Annotated in this window: 17 protein-coding genes and 1 pseudogene; 2 read left to right on the top strand and 16 right to left on the bottom strand. The window is 64.0% G+C overall.

Annotated features, from left to right (window positions below):
* Nucleotides 1-152 precede the first annotated feature (152 nt).
* The 8 genes and pseudogenes from JQ573_RS13760 to JQ573_RS13795 all read right to left on the bottom strand — a co-directional run bounded on the left by JQ573_RS13760 (nt 153) and on the right by JQ573_RS13795 (nt 8,480).
* Nucleotides 153-1,277 carry a mandelate racemase/muconate lactonizing enzyme family protein gene (locus JQ573_RS13760; RefSeq protein ID WP_212310383.1) on the bottom strand — a complete coding sequence of 375 codons (1,125 nt, stop codon included), beginning with the start codon at nt 1,275-1,277 and terminating at the stop codon, nt 153-155.
* Between the two features lie 39 nt (nt 1,278-1,316).
* Nucleotides 1,317-2,354 (bottom strand): tagatose 1,6-diphosphate aldolase, encoded by a 1,038-nt coding sequence (locus tag JQ573_RS13765; protein WP_212310384.1) that lies wholly within the window; start codon nt 2,352-2,354, stop codon nt 1,317-1,319.
* Nucleotides 2,351-3,244 (bottom strand): sugar kinase, encoded by an 894-nt coding sequence (locus JQ573_RS13770; protein ID WP_312011468.1) that lies wholly within the window; start codon nt 3,242-3,244, stop codon nt 2,351-2,353. Before JQ573_RS13770 ends, JQ573_RS13765 begins: the two co-directional genes overlap by 4 nt.
* A 62-nt stretch (nt 3,245-3,306) precedes the next feature.
* A pseudogene (locus JQ573_RS13775) lies at nt 3,307-4,379 on the bottom strand (ABC transporter ATP-binding protein).
* A 6-nt stretch (nt 4,380-4,385) separates the two neighbouring features.
* Nucleotides 4,386-5,390: a zinc-binding dehydrogenase gene (locus tag JQ573_RS13780; protein WP_212310386.1), complete on the bottom strand. Its 1,005-nt coding sequence runs from the start codon at nt 5,388-5,390 to the stop codon at nt 4,386-4,388.
* 7 nt (nt 5,391-5,397) lie between these two features.
* Complete coding sequence (locus JQ573_RS13785; RefSeq protein ID WP_212310387.1) at nt 5,398-6,225, bottom strand: carbohydrate ABC transporter permease; 828 nt, start codon at nt 6,223-6,225, stop codon at nt 5,398-5,400.
* A gap of 4 nt (nt 6,226-6,229) precedes the next feature.
* A complete protein-coding gene (locus JQ573_RS13790; protein WP_212310388.1) occupies nt 6,230-7,117 on the bottom strand; it encodes a carbohydrate ABC transporter permease in 888 nt (295 codons plus the stop codon).
* Between the two features lie 61 nt (nt 7,118-7,178).
* Nucleotides 7,179-8,480, bottom strand: coding sequence for an ABC transporter substrate-binding protein (locus JQ573_RS13795; RefSeq protein ID WP_212310389.1), 1,302 nt, complete (start codon nt 8,478-8,480; stop codon nt 7,179-7,181).
* 193 nt (nt 8,481-8,673) lie between these two features.
* Here JQ573_RS13795 and JQ573_RS13800 point away from each other — a divergent pair, with 193 nt between their 5' ends.
* Both JQ573_RS13800 and JQ573_RS13805 read left to right on the top strand, forming a co-directional pair.
* Complete coding sequence (locus JQ573_RS13800; protein WP_212310390.1) at nt 8,674-9,714, top strand: LacI family DNA-binding transcriptional regulator; 1,041 nt, start codon at nt 8,674-8,676, stop codon at nt 9,712-9,714.
* Between the two features lie 10 nt (nt 9,715-9,724).
* Nucleotides 9,725-10,459: an SDR family NAD(P)-dependent oxidoreductase gene (locus JQ573_RS13805; protein WP_212310391.1), complete on the top strand. Its 735-nt coding sequence runs from the start codon at nt 9,725-9,727 to the stop codon at nt 10,457-10,459.
* 318 nt (nt 10,460-10,777) lie between these two features.
* Here JQ573_RS13805 and JQ573_RS13810 read toward each other — a convergent pair whose 3' ends face one another.
* From JQ573_RS13810 to JQ573_RS13845, 8 genes are all read right to left on the bottom strand, one after another.
* Entirely contained in the window at nt 10,778-11,089 is a 312-nt protein-coding gene (locus JQ573_RS13810; RefSeq protein ID WP_212310392.1) for a copper chaperone PCu(A)C, read from the bottom strand.
* A gap of 13 nt (nt 11,090-11,102) precedes the next feature.
* On the bottom strand, nt 11,103-11,348 hold the full coding sequence (locus JQ573_RS13815; RefSeq protein ID WP_212310393.1) for a biotin/lipoyl-containing protein: 246 nt from the start codon (nt 11,346-11,348) through the stop codon (nt 11,103-11,105).
* Nucleotides 11,349-11,394: 46 nt separating this feature from the next.
* On the bottom strand, nt 11,395-11,730 hold the full coding sequence (locus tag JQ573_RS13820) for a helix-turn-helix domain-containing protein (protein WP_312011469.1): 336 nt from the start codon (nt 11,728-11,730) through the stop codon (nt 11,395-11,397).
* Between the two features lie 25 nt (nt 11,731-11,755).
* Nucleotides 11,756-13,585 (bottom strand): ABC transporter transmembrane domain-containing protein, encoded by a 1,830-nt coding sequence (locus JQ573_RS13825; RefSeq protein ID WP_212310395.1) that lies wholly within the window; start codon nt 13,583-13,585, stop codon nt 11,756-11,758.
* A gap of 134 nt (nt 13,586-13,719) precedes the next feature.
* Nucleotides 13,720-15,144, bottom strand: coding sequence for a cytochrome c oxidase accessory protein CcoG (gene ccoG / locus JQ573_RS13830; RefSeq protein WP_212310396.1), 1,425 nt, complete (start codon nt 15,142-15,144; stop codon nt 13,720-13,722).
* 5 nt (nt 15,145-15,149) lie between these two features.
* Nucleotides 15,150-15,464: a metal-sulfur cluster assembly factor gene (locus JQ573_RS13835; protein ID WP_212310397.1), complete on the bottom strand. Its 315-nt coding sequence runs from the start codon at nt 15,462-15,464 to the stop codon at nt 15,150-15,152.
* Nucleotides 15,461-15,964, bottom strand: a complete 504-nt coding sequence (locus tag JQ573_RS13840) for a DUF2249 domain-containing protein (protein WP_212310780.1) — start codon at nt 15,962-15,964, stop codon at nt 15,461-15,463. Before JQ573_RS13840 ends, JQ573_RS13835 begins: the two co-directional genes overlap by 4 nt.
* A gap of 12 nt (nt 15,965-15,976) precedes the next feature.
* Nucleotides 15,977-17,314, bottom strand: coding sequence for a hypothetical protein (locus JQ573_RS13845; RefSeq protein ID WP_212310398.1), 1,338 nt, complete (start codon nt 17,312-17,314; stop codon nt 15,977-15,979).
* Nucleotide 17,315: the final 1 nt, after the last annotated feature.

The raw sequence follows: 17,315 nt of genomic DNA on the forward strand, positions 1-17,315 counted from the left end.
CGTCTCACATTGCTCGCAACGTGACGTTGATCGGAATCGATAGCGTATTCGCGCCAGCCCATGGGCCAGTTTGAGCAAGCCGCGGCCAGGGGTCCGCGGTCACTCAAGCGAGAACCATTGTAGCCGGAGGTCAACAGCCCTCCCTCTCTCCTCTAGACGCGGCGATAGCATTCGATAGAGAGAAGATCGGGCACTATTCCGAGCCCGGGCTCCTCGCCCAGTTCGACGGTGCCGTCCCTCACTTTGCCGATCGGGCCACAGAACAGCTCGCGCAAGAGATTATTGTTGGCATCGACTTCGAGCCAGCCGTCGCCGCCGACCCCGGCGAGCAGATGCGCCGAGGCAAGCAGTCCGATGCCGCCGCCAAGGTAATGTGGGCAGAATGTCTTGCCCGATTTCAGAATGTCTAGCGCGAGACCGGCGCAGGCGCTGAGCCCGCCCCATTTCGCGATGTCGGGCTGAACCACGCCGAGAACGTCTTCCGTGAGAACTTCCTTGAATCCTTCAACGCTCGAAATGTTCTCGCCCGCGGCAATCGGCATCTTCGCGATCGCGCGCAGCCTGCGCCATTCCGCGCGGGGCCTGTCGGCTCGGATCGGCTCCTCCAGCCAGCGCAGATCGAATTCGGCGAGCCGCGGAAGCATCTCCAGCGCCTGATCCACCGGCCAGCCCTGATTGGCATCGATGGCAAGCATGCCCGCGCCCACGATCGCGCGCAGCGCGGCAAGGTTGGCGAGGTCGGTCTCGGCACCGAACCCGACCTTCAGCTTCAACGCGCGATGGCCGCGCTTGAGCGCACCTTCGGCCGTCTGCGCAGCGCCACCGGGATTGATGCCGCTGGCATAGACCTTGATCCTGCTGGAATGGCCACCGAGCAATCGCCACAGCGGCACGTTCAGACGCCGCGCGAAAAGATCCCACAGCGCGAGATCGATGCCGGAAATCGCCTGCGCGAATGGACCGAGCTCGCCGCATTGAAGTGCGAGGACCTCGGTACCGTCGGTCAGAGCCTCGAAGGCCCGAGCGGGACTGTCGAACTTGCGCCCGACGAGGCCCGGTGCAAGCACTTCATTGACGAGTCGTGCGCGATGCTCCGCGCCCGGTGCTGGAAAGTTGGACCAGGCTTCACCCCATCCCTCGACGCTGTCTTCGTCGATCACGCGAACAAAGACGGCAGAACGGTTGAGCATCTTACCGAACGACGTCACCACCGGCGTCGCTAAGGGATAGCGATGGCAGAACGCCTCGATCGAGCGTATGGTGAAGCTATCAGTCATGTTGCAGATCCTGCGAGACCACGCGGAACCGCTACCAACTTAGTAGGCGCGCGCGAAGTCACCTTCCTGCTTGATATCAGTGAACACCGGATAACGCGCCGTCCACGGCGTGCCCTTGGCCGTAGTCAGCTTATTGAGGCTCTCCAGCACACCAAGGCCATCCTTGCGCAGGCTCGCCGAAACCGCCGCGCGGTCCGGGAAGTTCTTCAGGACGGCATCGAGCCAGATGGTGCGGCCCGCGAGGAACCCGCTTGCGCCCGCGGCATAGGAGTAGTCGAGCACCCGCTCGAATTTTTCAGGCTCAGCGCCGCCCGACAGCAGCACCCAGGGGATGCTCCGCTCGCGGCAGATATTGCCGATCGCGTCGAACTCCTTCTGCGCGGCTTTCGCCTCCGCGCCGCCGTCCCGGGCCGGCAGGCCGTTGGCCGCCAGCGGGCTTTCCAGCTTGAGGAGATCGACTCTATATTCCGGCTTGGCGAACTCGCGCACGCTGTCGATCACGAGGCCGGGCAGCTTGCCGGGCGATTCCACATAGTCGGCGGTGTGGTTGGCGCTGCCGAGAAACGGATAGACCAGCAGTTCCAGAACATAGGGAATGTCGTGGCGGGCGCAGTCCTCGCCGATCTCGCGCACAAAGCGCCTCTGGTGCTCGTTCACCGCGGCATCGGCATCCGGCCGGTACCAGGCCAGCACCTTGACGGCATCGCCGCCCATGGCGCGGATCTTCTCCACGCTCCAGTTGGCGATCGCGCGCGACCTGCGGCCGCAAGCGGTTTCCTCGACGCGGTGCTCTTCCAGAGTCATGATCAGGCCACAGCGCGGCGGCAACAGATCGATCGCAGCGGGCACCGCGAAGTTCGGGTCGAACAGCATCGAGCTGCAATGCGGCGCGAGGTTCTCGACGAGGAGGCGCTTGGCTGCCGTGACGTCGGAATATTCGACCTGGTCCCGCGTGATGCCTTTTGCTTTCGCGATGGCATCGAACAGTGGCGGCCGCTGATCCAGCGCGACCATGCGAAAGTGGCCATCCGCGTCAGCAAGCCGTGCCAGGCCGCGGTTCTTTCCAATCGTTCTCATGGCTTCGTCCTCATGAATACAAGACACTCGTTGATGGTGGGGATTCCATTGCGGCCGCGGGCATGCCGGCATTTCATGGCGGCCGTGGCCGCCGAAAACGCCATGGCGGTGCGCACGTCGAGGCCGGCGCCGATCGCCAGCGCATAGGCGCCATGGAAGACATCGCCCGCACCTGTCGTGTCGACGACCTCGACGGCATAGGCAGCCTGCCGATGCAGCTGGCCGTTCTCGTACCAGCTCACGCCGCCCTCGCCGCGCGTGACGGCGATGACACGGCAACCAAAGCGCGCCAGCGTTGTGAGAAACTCGTCCTTGGCTGAGCCCGCGAAGGCGGTGAGCGCAGGCTCGGAGAAGATCGCGTGGTCAGCCAGCGGCAGCAGCCGCTCGAACACCTCGGCATCGGCCATGTCACCGTCGAGCACCGTCGGAATGCCGCGCGCTCGAGCCTCGCGGAACAGCGTCGCGGCACCCTCGACCCAGCGCGGGTCAGCCAGCACGGACGATGCGCGCGTGACTGCGTCGAGCGGAAGCCAGTCTGCCGCTTCCGGATAGAGGCCGCGGAAATTGACGATCTGCCGCTCGCCGCTGCTGTCGACGATGATCCCGGAGACCGACGAGCGGCCATCGGGAAACAGCCGGAAGTTCTCGACATCGACGCCTTCAGTCACCAAGGCCAATTTCATCTCGTGGCCGGCGGCATCATTCCCTGCCCGTCCCCAGAACGCGACGGACGCACCGAGCTTTGCCACAGCGACGCTCGCATTGGCGGCCATGCCGCCGCCGAGCGTGCCGTACTCGACGGCCTTGATCTTCTCGCTTCCACCCGCAAACGGCCGATCGACGCGCCAGACCTGATCGAGCGCCGATAGTCCAAGGCAAATCACGTGCACAGGCCTCGCCCCTGACGCAACATCCGCGAGCGAGGAGAGATCTCCGATGTTTGCCGATGCACTCACCGCAAAACCTGTCCGTTGGTGGCATCGAACAAATGCGTCTTGCCCGGTTGCGGGCGCAGGCCGAGGCGGTCGCCGACCTTCGGCCGCAGCGCCGGGTCGACCCGCGCGATGGCGGAGCCGCCGGCGAGATCGAAATGGATCAGCGTGTCCGAGCCCAGGGGTTCGACCAGCTTGACGTTGATGGCAATGCCATCGGCGACATCCGAGGCGACTGCGAAATGTTCGGGACGATGCCGAGTACGGCGTTACCGGCCTGACGTAGCTGGCCTGCGGTCTCGCCGTCCAGTGGCACCACCGTTCCTCCTTGCGAGAGGATCGCACGCTCCTGGCGCCATCCGATCGGGAAGAAGTTCATAGCCGGCGAGCCGATGAAACCGGCGACGAACTGGTTGGCCGGCCGCTCATAGACCGTCTCCGGCGTGTCGTATTGCTGGATGGTGCCGCTCTGGAGCACCACGATGCGGTCGGCCATGGTCATGGCCTCGATCTGGTCATGGGTGACGAAGACCATGGTGGTCTTCAGCTCCTGCGACAGCGCCTTGATCTCCGCCCGGACCTGCCCGCGCAGCTTTGCATCGAGATTGGATAGCGGCTCGTCGAACAAAAAGGCCTTGGGATTGCGCACGATGGCACGGCCCATGGCGACGCGCTGGCGCTGGCCGCCGGACAACTCCTTCGGCTTACGGTCGAGATAAGGTTCGATGTGCAAGAGCGCGGCAGCCCGCTTCACCCGGACATCGATCTCCGCTTTCGGCGTTCCGCGCAATTCCAGCGCAAACGACATGTTGTCGTAGACGCGCATATGCGGATAGAGCGCGTAGTCCTGGAACACCATGGCGATATCGCGCTGGGCGGCCTGCACGCCGTTGACGCGCTTGTCGCCAATATAGAGGTCGCCGGACGAAATCGGCTCGAGGCCCGCGATGATTCGCAGCAAGGTCGACTTGCCGCAGCCGGACGGGCCGACGAAGACGACGAACTCATGGTCCGCAATCTCAAGATTGAGATCGGGGATCACGGTGTAATTGCCGTAGCGCTTCACGAGGTTGCGGATCGAGATCGAGGCCATGATCGCTCAGTCCAGCGCCAGCACAGGCTTGATCAGCTCGCCCTTGGCGAAGCGGGCGAAATTCTCTGGCAAAGCCTGCAGGCCGAACTCGCCGTCGACGAGGACGCGGTATTCGTCCTTGTACGTGCGCAGCAGCTCGACGTTCGGCTCGAAATCCGAGACCGGGAAGTAGAAGGTCCGGATCATGTAAAAATCCTTGCGGCGGAACACCTTGCCTTCCTCGATGGTCCACGGCGCCGCGTTCTCGCCGACCAGCACCAGCGCGCCGCGCGGCAGGACCAGCTCGATGCCGAGGTTGCGCGCCGCATGCGCGCCCGAGCATTCCATGATCAGCGCGAAACGCTTCGAGGTATCACCGACGGTGTGCGCCTTCGCACCGAAGGATTGCGCGATCTTCAGGCGTGTGGTGTTCGGATCGGCGACGTAGATGTCGTCGTAACCGAGCGCGCGGAGCGCCAGCACGACGCCGAGACCGACAGGCCCCGCTCCCATCACGAGGACCGCGCCTGCCTCGCTCGGCGGCACCACACGGCTGGCGAAGCGCACGGCGTGACCTGACGTCCCGATGGTGTCGAGCAGCAGCGGCGCGAGGCTGTCCTCGATATCATCGGGCACCGGCAGCAGGCAGTTTTCCGGCACCGGAACGTACTCGGCGTAACCGCCGGGCCTGTTCCAGCCGATCAGGCTGGAGACTTCCAGGCACATCTGAGTGTCACCGCGCTTACAGGCGGCGCAGCGATCGCAGTGCAAGGGGATGTAGACCGCGCAGCGGCAACCATGCAGGCGGTGACCCGGCTGCTCGACGACGCCAAAAATCTCGTGGCCGGCGGTGAACTCGGCGCCCTTGTGCCAGAGCTTGAAGTCCGAGCCGCATAGCGCGGTGCGCGAGACGCGGACCAACACCTCACCTGCGCCGACGTCGGGCAGCGCGACACGCTCGATAGTGATGCGGTCGTTGCCATGGAAGACCGCGGCCTGCATGATCGCATTTGGACGGAGTGATAAATTCATCAGATACCTAGCCTTTCACCGCACCGAGCGTCAGCCCGGACACGAGCCAGCGCTGAACCAGGGCGGCCAGCACCAGCGGCGGCAAGGCGATCAGCGCCGCCGCAGCCATAAGGGCGCCCCATTGCGTCGAGCCTTCGCCGATGAAGTTAAAGGCAGCCGCGATCAGCGTCTTGGTGTCGCCATTGGAGAGCACCAGCGCAAACAGGAAATAGTTCCACGAGAAGACGAAGGCGAGGATCGCCGACACGGCGACGCCGGATGCCACCAGCGGCAGCGCAATGCGCCAGAGAATGCGTGTGACGCTGCATCCATCGACCTGCGCCGCTTCGAACACGCTGCGCGGGATGCCGTCGAAAGACGGCAGCAGAACCCAGATCACGATCGGCAGCGTGATGACGGCGTGGCTGAGAATCAACGCGGTGTAGGAGCCGATCATGCCGACCTGCCGGAACATCACATACCACGGCAGCAGGAACAGCGTGCCAGGCGCCATGCGCGCCGCGAGCGTCAGGATGGCCGGCCAGGAAATCCGCGTCCAGGAGACGGCAAAGGCGGCGGGAATTCCGAACAGAAGTCCAAGCGCGGTCGAGCCGACGGTGACGATGAGGCTGTTGAGCGCATAGCTCAGGAACGGCGTGGTCCTGGTCAGCTCGACATAGTTGTCCAGCGTCGGCGTGAAGAACAATGTCGGCGGATAGGCCGTGACCTCGAAGGACGGCTTGAATGAGGACAGCACCATCCAGACCGTCGGCGCCATGATTAGCAAACCGGCGAGCACGAGCTGCACCGTGTTGAGCCAGCGGATCCAACGGTCGGTGGTGGCGGCATCGTTCATGACATCACCACGCCACTGCGCCGCGCAGGCGGTTGAAGGCAAGCACGGCGCCGAACACGATCGCCGTCAGCGTCAGCATCAGGGCGCTGGCATAGCCGATGTTGAAAAACTCGAAGCCGACCCTGAAGCCGTAGATGTTGAGCGTGTTCGAGGCGTTGCCCGGGCCGCCCTGGGTCGTGATGTAAATGATGTCGAAGAAGCGCAGCAGATCGACGCTGCGCAGGATCGCCGCGGTGACGATGGTCGGCAGCAGCAGCGGCAGCGTGATGCGCTGGAAAGTCCTGAATGGAGACGCACCGTCGATCTGCGCGGCCTCGTAGACGCTCGACGGCAGGGATTGCAGACCGCCCAGCACGATCAGGGCGACGTAAGGCGTCCACTGCCAGCTGTCGATCAGGGCCACGGTCGGAATGACCCAGGTCGGCGAGGCCAGCCAAGTCGACGGCGGCAGGCCGAACGACTGGAGGATATAGTTGGCAGCACCGAGCGACGGATCGAGGATCACCAGCCACATCATGCCCGCCACCACCGGCGGCATCATGAAGGGCGAAATGAACAACGAGCGCACGATGCCCGGCAGCCGCTTGGCGTGGAACAGCACCAGCGCCAGCCAGACGCCGAAGACGAGTTGCAGCGCCAGCGACAGCACGAATAGCGCAATGGTAATCCACAGCCCGTGCCAGAATTCGTGATCGGAGATCAGCTTCGAATAATTGGCGAGGCCCGCGAAAGACTGCTTGCCGGTCGATGAAAAAGTCTGGAAACCGAGCCAGATCGTATAGACCACCGGAAACGCGATCATTGCGACCGTGAAGATCACGGCCGGCGCCGAGAGCGCCGCCATTTCCAGCTTCTGCCGGTCCTGCGTGAGTGTCGCAGCGGTAGCCGACATGAGTTCGTTTCCTTATCGTGAGGAGATGCCGGCAGGCAGCAAGCCCGCCGGCATGAAGCCGTTACTTCTGGGCGATCAGCGTATCGAGCGCCTTGTCGGCATCCGCGCAAGCCTGGTCGATCGGCTTCTGCTTCAGGATCAGCTCCTGCACGGCCTGGCCGATGAACTCACGTGATTCCGGGTTGGCGACGATGGGATAGCCGACCTCGGAGGAGCCCTTCGTTGCGAGCACGTCGAGCGCGGCCTGCCATTCTTTGCGGACCGGCTCCTCGTCGATCCACTTGCGGTATTCAGGATCCTTGGCGACCGACGGACGCGGCGGGGCAACGCCCTGGAGCGCCATCTTCTTCTGCACCTCCGGGCTGGTCGCCCACTGCACGAAGTACCAGGCCGCATCCGGCTGCTTGCTGTGCGAGGACACCGCCATGCCCCAACCGATCGTCGTCGGCGCCTGGCCGGCATCGCCCGCGGGGAACGGCAACAGGCCGGTGTCCTTGAGGCGCGCGCCGCCTTCCATCACGGTGCGCAATTCATTCGAGGATTCGAACGCCATTGCGGCGCGGCCGCTGCGATAGAGTGCCGAAATCTGCTGGAAGCTGTAGTTGACAACGCCGGGCGGGCCGAAATCGCGCAGCAGGCGACTATAGGTATCGAGCGCTTCCTTGCCCTTGGCCGAGCAGAGATTCGACTTGCCGTTGGCGATATAGCTGCCGCCGATATTGTGCAGCATGTTGCTGAAGGTATAAGCAATCGCTGGCTTGAGGCCGCGCGAGACGAACGGCGTCACGGTGCTGTCGCAGCTCTTGATCTTCTCGGCAGCGGCCTCGACGTCCTTGATCGTCTTCGGCGCCTCGAGGCCGCACTTCCTGAAGATGTCAGTACGGTAATAGAAGATCGGGCCTTCTATGTTCATTGGCATGCTGGTCAGCTTGCCGCCGAAGGTCGCGGCCTTCAGCAGGGCCTGACTCAATCCGTTGGGATCGTATTCCTTGGCCACGTCGTTCTTGGCCATCGCAGTGAGATCGCCGTACCAGCCGGCAGCGGCGAACTGCTCGCCCTCTCGCGAGGGCAGCGTCATGAACACGTCCACTTCGTCGCTGTTCGCATTCATGACGGTCACCAGACGCTGTCGCATCTGCTGTTCCTGATAGCCGTCGACCTTGAGGGTCATGCCGGTCAGCTTCTCGAAATCTGCCTTGTAGGTCAGCAGCGCTTGCGCGACCGGATTATTGTTGGCGAGAAAGGTGACGGTCTTGCCCTTGAACTTCATCCAGTCGAAATCGGCGGCGTGCGCCTGCGCGGTCGCCGCAGCAATCGCGAGAACGGGCAACGCGACGTGGGTCGCGAGCATCCTGGCCTTCATCAAACTCTCCTCCCGGCTGACCGCCTTAAGCTGGCGGACCATTTTTGAACACGTTTGAGCACGGTCTGAAAACGGTTACAAATTAGACCATACGACCGCCGTGTCAAGCGATGGACATGCAACACAATATACTGCAAACTTACGACATAACCGCTACTTTGCCGCCCTCGGCACCAGATGTAACGTTACATCCATGAGACTGACAAACGCCCGGTCTGTGAAACAGGGTATCCGCGCCGTGGCTGCTCGCGCCGGCGTCTCGACGGCATCGGTCTCGCGCGCCCTCAATAATCCCGATGCGGTGAGCCCGTCTTTGCGCGCCCGCATCGAACAGGCCATCGACGCGCTCGGCTACATCCCACATGCGCCGGCGCGCATCCTGTCATCCCGGCGTTCGCGCACCCTCGGCGCGATCGTGCCGACCATCGACAACACGATGTTCGCGCGCGGCATCGCCTCGCTGCAGCAATATCTGTCGTCGGTAGGGTACATGCTGTTCCTCACCACGAGCGGATATGATCTCGACGTCGAGCTTCAGCAGGCGCGCAATTTGATCAGCCGCGGTGTCGACGGACTCGTATTGCGCGGCGACTGCCATCACGAAGGACTGCGCAAGCTGCTCGCGGACAACGCCGTGCCTTTCATCAATGTCGGCATCTACCAGCCGGATCGACCTTACCCCTGCGTCGGCACCGACAACGAAGCCGCCGCCCATCGCGCGGCAGCACATGTCATCGAGCTCGGCCACCGCCGCATCGGGATCGTCTCGGCACTTCAGCGCAACAACGACCGCGCCAGCGCGCGCGTCGCCGGCTTTCGCCGCGCGCTGACCGAAAACGGGCTTGAGCTTCCCCCGCAATGGCATGTCGAGGTGCCGTATACCTTGGACGACGCGCGGGAGGCGGCGCGCCATCTTCTCAATCTCAAGGACCGTCCAACGGCCGTGGTGTGCGGCAACGACGTCATCGCCTATGGCGTGTTGCTCGAGGCGGAGCGCGACGGGTTCTCCGTGCCGCGCGATCTATCGGTCGTCGGATTCGACGACCTCGACTGGAGCCGCCATTTGCGGCCGAGCCTGACCACGATCCACGTTCCGACTGGAGAAACCTGGCAGCGCGCCGGAGAATATCTGGTGCGGAGCCTCGCCGGTGAGCAGACCATCATGCATCGCGAGATCGATTTCTCGCTGGTGGTCCGCGAATCGACGGCCCCACCTCCGAAATCCCTGAAGTGAGCCCGCCGCGATGAATTTCAATTTCTCCCTCGCATACGGCTTTCATGCCGTCGTGATCGGTGGCGCCGGTGACATTGGCGCGGCGATCAGCAACCAGTTTTGCGACCTCGGCGCGACGGTGACCGCAACCGCCGCGAACGAGGCTGATCTTGCTCGCACCCTGCTCAAGCCACGCACCGGGCTCGCGCTCGCGACGCTAGACGTCACGGATGACGAAGCCGTCGCGTCCTTCGCCCGGCAGCATAAGCGCGTCGATGCGCTGGTCAATTGCGCCGGGATTCTCGCACGCGACAAGGAATTCGAAATCGAGACCTTCGTGAAGGTGCTCGACGTCAATCTCACCGGCACGTTCCGGACCTCCATGGCGTTTCGGCCACTGCTTGCGGCGACGAAAGGTTCGATCGTCAATATTGCCTCGATGAATGCCACGCTGGCGCTGCCGCGCATCCCGGCCTACTGCGCCAGCAAAGGCGGCGTCGTCATGCTGACCAAGGCGCTGGCCTTGAAATGGGCCGAGGAAGGCATCCGCGTCAACGCGGTCGCGCCTGGCTATATAGAAACCGCAATCAACGCGGCGGGCCGGACCGACCGCGCGCACTATCAGCGCATAGCCGACCGCACGGCGTTCAAGCGCTGGGGGAAGCCGGAAGACATTGCAGGCGCCGTTGCCTTCCTCTGCATGCCGGCCTCGCAATATGCGACGGGCACCGTCGTTGCCGTGGACGGCGGATTTCTGGCAGGATGACGCCAACGGAAACCAAGACGCGACTCGGCCCGTGGCCTCCGTCTTTGCGAACTAAGTCATGACTGCGAGCTTGCGAGACTCGCCTCCGGCGGCGTGACTCATCTTCGCCTGCCAATCGCACGCGAGAGCAGATGATCCCACACCATATCGACTGCCGCTGTTTCAGATTGGCTGAAAGAGGATATTTTTTGATCTCCCGGCGCACACACCCTGCACACGCCGCCCTCTAACTAATTGAAAAACTTGGTGTCTCGGTCCCCCGCGCGGCACCGCAGCCGGCCACCTGTGCTGGTCGCGGAGCCGTTGGTGCGTCCGTCACTAGAGGAGCTGAAGTTGCAGAGTCGGGGAAGCAGCGAAATTTGCACTGGCCAGGATCGACATACCGTCAGCGGCGATGGAGAAGGATTTCTCCTTGCCGGCGGCGGGGCTTTCCGCCGACAGCAGGCGATCGGCGCGAGTACCGCGGTTCTCGACGGTGAGATAGCCGCCCGCGACCTTGGCACCCTTCGGCGTGGCACGGGTCCAGGCTTGGCTGACGGCGACACGTTCATGCTCAGCAAGCGAGGGAGCGGAGCTTGTGAATGCGAGCAGCGCCACGGCGACCAACGTGATGCTTGCGACCTTCAGCATGGCGTTTCTCCCGTCAGGCGGGAACGAGCGTGGCGAGTAGCGATCCGGGCTCGATAACGTGATTGACGCCCGTCTCGATCTTCACGCGGCCGTGGCACGGAGCGACGATATCGTGCAGCGCGCCTTCGATACGGACAACGGCGATGCCGTGCCCTTCTTTTGCCAGTTCGCCGTCGGCAACTAGCCACTTCGTCACGAAGCCTTCAGGCAGCATGGTATTGCGCCAGAGGGTCTCATCCGCCTTGATATCGATATTCATCGTCCATCTCCGTTGGGCTCACGCCGAAGCCTTCCTGAAGAAGGTCTCACATACCGCCCGCCAACTGCTTGTTGCAGCGCAAATTCGTCTCGATATCCACCGCCGGCTGAACCGGTCGTTGACGAAAAGCCGAAGCCAGACGCCGTAGCAGGAGGATCGTGACGTTGCCCTTGCCGCTCTCGATCCGCGCGATCCAGCGTTCGGACACTCCCGAGGCGCCGGCGAGCTCGCGGCGCGACATGCCGCGAGCCGTGCGGAGTTCGCGAAGACGTTCGCCCAATGCAGTCAGAAAATCGAGATCTGAACACGACGACGACAACACGCTCGAGTCGAACGACCGCGAGCTTCGATATCGCGCCCGCTCTTCATCTTCGATGTTCACAGCCTCCGACATCCGAAGCGTCGGCTCAGTTCGTTCCGAACTGCAACCGCGCGAGGCGGGCGTAAAGACCGCCGGCCGACGACAACTCCTCATGGGTGCCCTGTTCGACGATCCTGCCGCGATCCATCACCAGAATGCGGTCGCAGGACAGGACGGTGGCAAGACGGTGCGCGATGACGAGAGTGGTCCGTCCCTTCATGAGCCCCTGCAGCGCGGCCTGGACCGCGGCCTCGCTCTCGGAATCGAGCGCCGAGGTGGCCTCGTCGAGGAGCAGAAGGGGGGCATCGCGCAGGATCGCGCGCGCGATGGCGATACGCTGGCGCTGCCCACCGGACAGCATGACGCCACGTTCGCCTAGTCGCGTGTCAAGTCCTTCCGGCAGCATGGCCAGAAACCCGGAAGCTGAGGCCAGGTCGGCGGCGCGCTCTACCTCGGCATCCGTCGCGGAGGGGCGCCCGAAGCGGATGTTGTCTCGAGCTGAGGCGGCGAAGATGACCGGATCCTGCGGAACCAGGGCGATGCGCGAGCGGATTTCTTCGGGGTCGGCCTCGTGGACGGCAGCTCCGTCGAGCGAGACCAATCCCGAACTCGGATCGTAGAACCGCAGGAGAAGGTGAAACAACGTACTCTTGCCGGCCCCGGACGACCCGACGATGGCGATTTTCTCACCGGAGCGCACGGAGAACGCGACGTCGTCGAGGACCCGGACGTCCGGCCTTCCCGGATAGGCGAAGCTGACGCCTTCGAATGCCACGCTTCCCTGACAGGCCAGCGGCAGGTTCAACGGCCGGTTCGGGGCTGCGATCTCGGGCTTGAGGCGAAGTATCTCGAACAGGCGCTCCGCTGCGCCCGAAGCCGCGGACACCTCGCCCCAGACTTCGCTGAGCTGGCCGAGGCTCGTCGCAGCCAGGACCGCGTAGAGTATGAATTGACCGAGACGTCCGGCGCTCATGGCTCCCATCGCCACGTCGCGAGAGCCGGCCCAGAGAATGACCACAACACTGCTGAACACGATGAAGATGACGATCTGGGTCAGAACGGCCCTCGCCCTGGTCGAAACGCGAGACGCCTCATAGGCTTCGTCCACCTCGCGACCGAAGCGATCGGTCGCGATCGCCGCGCCGTTGTAGGCCTGTACCGTTCTGATCGCGCCGATCAGCTCCGAAGCGTAGGCGGTTGCATCGGCGAGCGTATCCTGAGCGTTGCGGGACAGCCGCCGGACCCATCGACCGCATGCGATCAGAGGGATCACGACGGCAGGGATGACAAGCAGGACCATTGCGGAAAGCTTCGGGCTTGTGACCGTCATCATGACGATTGCCCCGAGCAGCATGATCAGGTTGCGCAAAGCCACCGAAGCGGATGAGCCGACCGCCGCCTTGATCTGCGTGGTGTCTGCCGTCAGCCGCGAGGTGAGATCGCCGCTGCGCGATTGATCGAAGAAAGAAGGCGACAGTCGGAGCAAATGACCGAAGACATCCCGCCGGACGTCAGCCACCACGCGCTCACCCAAAGTCGCCACGAAATAGTATCGGCAGGCGCTGGCGCAGGCCAGCACTGCCACGACCGCGATCATGGCCGCGAAGTAGCCGTCGATCGCCGAAAGGCCGTCCGGATCGAAGCCGAAATCGACCATTCGTCGTGCCGCCACCGGGATAGCGAGCGTGGTGACCGCTGCGACCGTGAGCGACAGGAATGCGAGCATCGCGCGTCCGCGATAGCGGGCCACGTAGGGAAACAGCGAAACCAGAGGACGCAGGCCGCTGCGCTTCGTCGAGATCGCATCGCGCTTCTTCGCGACCCCGCCTGACCGGGAGGAGGCGGCGTACGGTTCGAAGTGTTCGACAGTCGTCATGCGCATGCTCCAAGTGGTGACCGACTTAGGTCCGTTACGACGGGGCTTGCAAATCCGGTAAAGCCCTAATCCGGGTTTCTACGGTCTCCGAAGTAATCGAGCTCGGCGCGGATCGGATCGGCCGAGAGGCGCGGTCATCGATCGACGAATCTGTCCTTTGCCGAAAGGACGGCACCGGTCTCGTCCCGGGCTGTGAATACGACGTCACCCTGACCGTCCGCCGACCCCGTCAAAGTGACCCGCAACGCTTCGGAAGTCTCGGGCCCGACCACGACGGACGAACCTGTCTGGACGCCCACGATGGCGAGTTTGGCGTCGACGCCGCTGACGGACAGCGCGTAGGTGTGCGGAGCCGACGACTTGTTCAGAAGCTTCACCGTGTAGGCGTTACGCAGCGAGCCGTCCGAGAGCTTGACCGCCACGGGATCCCGGTCGTGCTGGACCGAAAGGATCGCCGTGGTCTTGGTCGCGAACGCGACCATGATGATGCCGGCAAGCGCGAGGCTTGCGGCCGTCAGGCCGATCGTCTTCGGCCGCACCAGACGGTTGACCGGCGCCTCCTTCCGACGGCCTCGCTCGATGTTGGTCCAGCTTTCGTAGTCGATTAGACCACGGGAACGGCCGAGTTTGGACATGACCCCGTCGCAGGCATCGACGCAGAGCCCGCAGTTGATGCATGCGAAGTTCGGTCCCTCGCGGATGTCGATACCGATCGGACAGACGGCGACGCACTGGCCGCAATCGACGCAGTCGCCGGCGGGCTTGCCCTCGAGCCGAACTGCCGCAGCCTTCTTCGCAGACGTCCGCAGTTCACCGCGATAGTCGCGATAATTGACAGTGTACGCCTCCGGATCCCAGATCGCGCCCTGCAGCCGGGGCCACGGACACATGAAGGTGCAGACCTGGTCGCGCGCGAAGCCGGCCAGGCCGTAGGTCGTGCCGGCGAAGACGACGATCCAGGTCAACGCGCTCGTGGACACCTCTCCGGAAGCGAAGCCCCGCAGCAGGCCCGGCGCATCGGTGAAGTAGAAGATCAGCGTACCGCCGGTCGCGAAGGAGATCAGCAGCCAGGCCCCGTGCTTCGCGACGATCTGAGCCGCCCGCTTCGGAGTCAGGGACGCACCTCTGTTCTTCAGGCGCAGGCGGCGATCACCTTCGATCAGCCGCTCGACCAGCAGGAACAGGTCGGTCCAGACCGTCTGCGGACAGGCGAAGCCGCACCACAGGCGACCCGCAAGCGCATTGGTCAGGATCAGGATGGTGGCCGCGAACACCAACAGGCCGGTGACGAGATAGAGGTCCTGCGGCCAGATCTCGACGAAGAAGGCGTAAAGGCGGCCGTTGGCGAAGTCGAGCAGGACAGCCTGGTCCGGTGCGTTGGGCCCGCGGTCCCAACGGATGAACGGCGTGACGTAGTAGATCGACAACGTCAGGAGCAGGACGCCCCACTTGATCCGGCGGATCGTGCCCCTGACGGACTGGGGCACGACCGGCTGGCCGGCGGCGGCCGCGGCCTTCGCGCGGGTCTTGGCGTGATCGATCTCGATGGTAAGGGCCATGGCGGTCAGTTCACTGCGGCGAAGCCGAGAGAGGCCCGGACGGCGGGTTCGATGTGGGATGGGTCCCAGGCCGGCTCGAACGTCATCGTCACGTCGGCAGAGACGACCCCTGAGACGGCGGACGCGGCAGCCTGTGCTCCTTCCCTCAGGAAACCGGTCGCCGGGCATCCCGGGGTCGTCGCCGTCATCGTGATCCGGACCGCCCCTGCCTCGGCGGTGATGTCGTAGACGAACCCGAGATCGACGATGTTCTCGCCGAGTTCCGGATCGATCACGACCCGCAGCGCATCGCGCACGCGGTCGACGAGTTCGCTGGTCATGATGGGGCCCGGACGGTCAGTTCGTAGGCGGTGCCGTCCGAAGTGAAGCCTCCGAGCCAGCGGAAACCACGCTTTTCGAGTTGCGGAAACAGGAACACCGGCTCCCGGCGCAGCAGTGCCGACAATGTCTCGCCGGGCCCGAGTTTGTCCGCTTCCGCGAGGATCCGGACCATCGGCTCCGGAGGGTCGAGATCCCGGTTGTCCAGCGTGACGGCGGGGTCTGGCCAGTTGTCGAAGTTCGATGCCGCCGCCGCGGGCTCATCGGGCTGCGTCTCGGCTGGAGTGAAGAGGACTTCCCACTCGCCGCCTTCGAGAGCCTGTTCGGTGTGCGCGAAACCTTTCTTCTGCATCACCGCGAACAGAGGAATCGGCTTGAACGTCGCGTAAAGGCGCAATCCCTGCCCCGGCGCGAGGTTCTCCAGCGCCGACATGATCACCGAGAACGGCTCGCCTCCAGCGCGCAGGATCGGACGGACGTCGACGTCGATGTACTGGGTCATGATGCTCATCTCTCATTTTCTTGCGAACAGAAGGTGCGGCGCGACCGCGCCGACGGGTAGCCGCAGCGGTCTAGCGACGTCGGCAAGCCGACGGATCCGAACGATTTCGTGGACGATGCCGACCACGCAGACGGTCATTGCCGCTGCGGCCACGCGCAACGCCGCCGGTTCGCCGCCCAGCAGAGCCGCCGTACCGGTCCAAACGGCCGCATAGTAGATAACGAACCATTTCGTCGCCCGGTCCTCGGCAACGAGATCCTGGACGCGCGGGGTCGGAGCGCGCCCCATCACGGGGCCATAGGTCTCCAGCCAGGTCAGGAACGCGACGATCTTGTAGAGTTTCGCGAGGACCAGACCCGACAGCCAGCCGAAGATCGCGAGGAAAGCGAACGCGCCCACATTCGCGAGAAAGGCGTCAAACGCGACGAGCGCGATTCCGAGCAGTGCCACGCCTGCAAGGCTCGCGAACGACAGCGTCGCCATCCGCATGTTGAGCTCGAGATGGCGACGCTTGCGGTTGCTGAAGATGCCGGCGACGTCTCGCCCGTAAAGGGCAGCCGATGCGATGCCAAGGACCGCAGCGATCGACAGCACGATCTGCAGACCGGCGGCGAGCCCAATCGCAAGCGCTCCGCCCGCCACGGCGAAGGCAACGGCCAGCGCCCCCACGGCGAGCGTGACGCCGCTTTGCCGGTCGTCGACGTCGGGCGCCAGCATGAACATTGCCAGAAGACGGTAGCTGACGCCCATGGCGGTCAAGGTAAGCCAGCCGCCGAGACCGGCGATGGCGTGCAGCGGGATGCCGCTTGCGAGAACCACTCCCCCCGCCGACCCCGCCCACCCGGCGAGCGCGAACGCGAAAATCGCACCGAACGCCACGGTGGCACACAGTGAAGCCAGTCCCACAAGGACGAAGCGAGCCGGCCCGGTTGGACGCAGCCAAGCCGTCAAACCGAGATCCAGGACAACCAAACCGAAGCCTGCGACGAGCAGAATGGCACCGAGTGGCAGCAACCAGAGCGCTGGCGGGAGACGGCCGCCCAAGCAAAGAAACCCTCCGAGCAGCGACAGAAGCCCCACCGTCAACAAGGCAAGCGCCGGCAAAGCCCATTTGTCGGAAAACAGCGGCTTGGCAACAAGGACAGGCACGAATTGGAACAACGCTCCGCACATCGCAAGGCTCAACCATCCGACGCAGATCACGTGAACGAGAACGAGAGTGTCGGGCGACGCGATGTCGCCAGCGGGATAGCCGACGCCAGCGACCAGCAGACCAAGCGCGACGAACAGCCACGCGAGCGCCGCCGCGAAATAGGTCATCGTCCATCGGGATATGTTCGTGCCGATCATG

This window comes from Bradyrhizobium sp. AUGA SZCCT0105, from assembly GCF_018129565.1.
Taxonomy (GTDB): Bacteria; Pseudomonadota; Alphaproteobacteria; order Rhizobiales; family Xanthobacteraceae; genus Bradyrhizobium.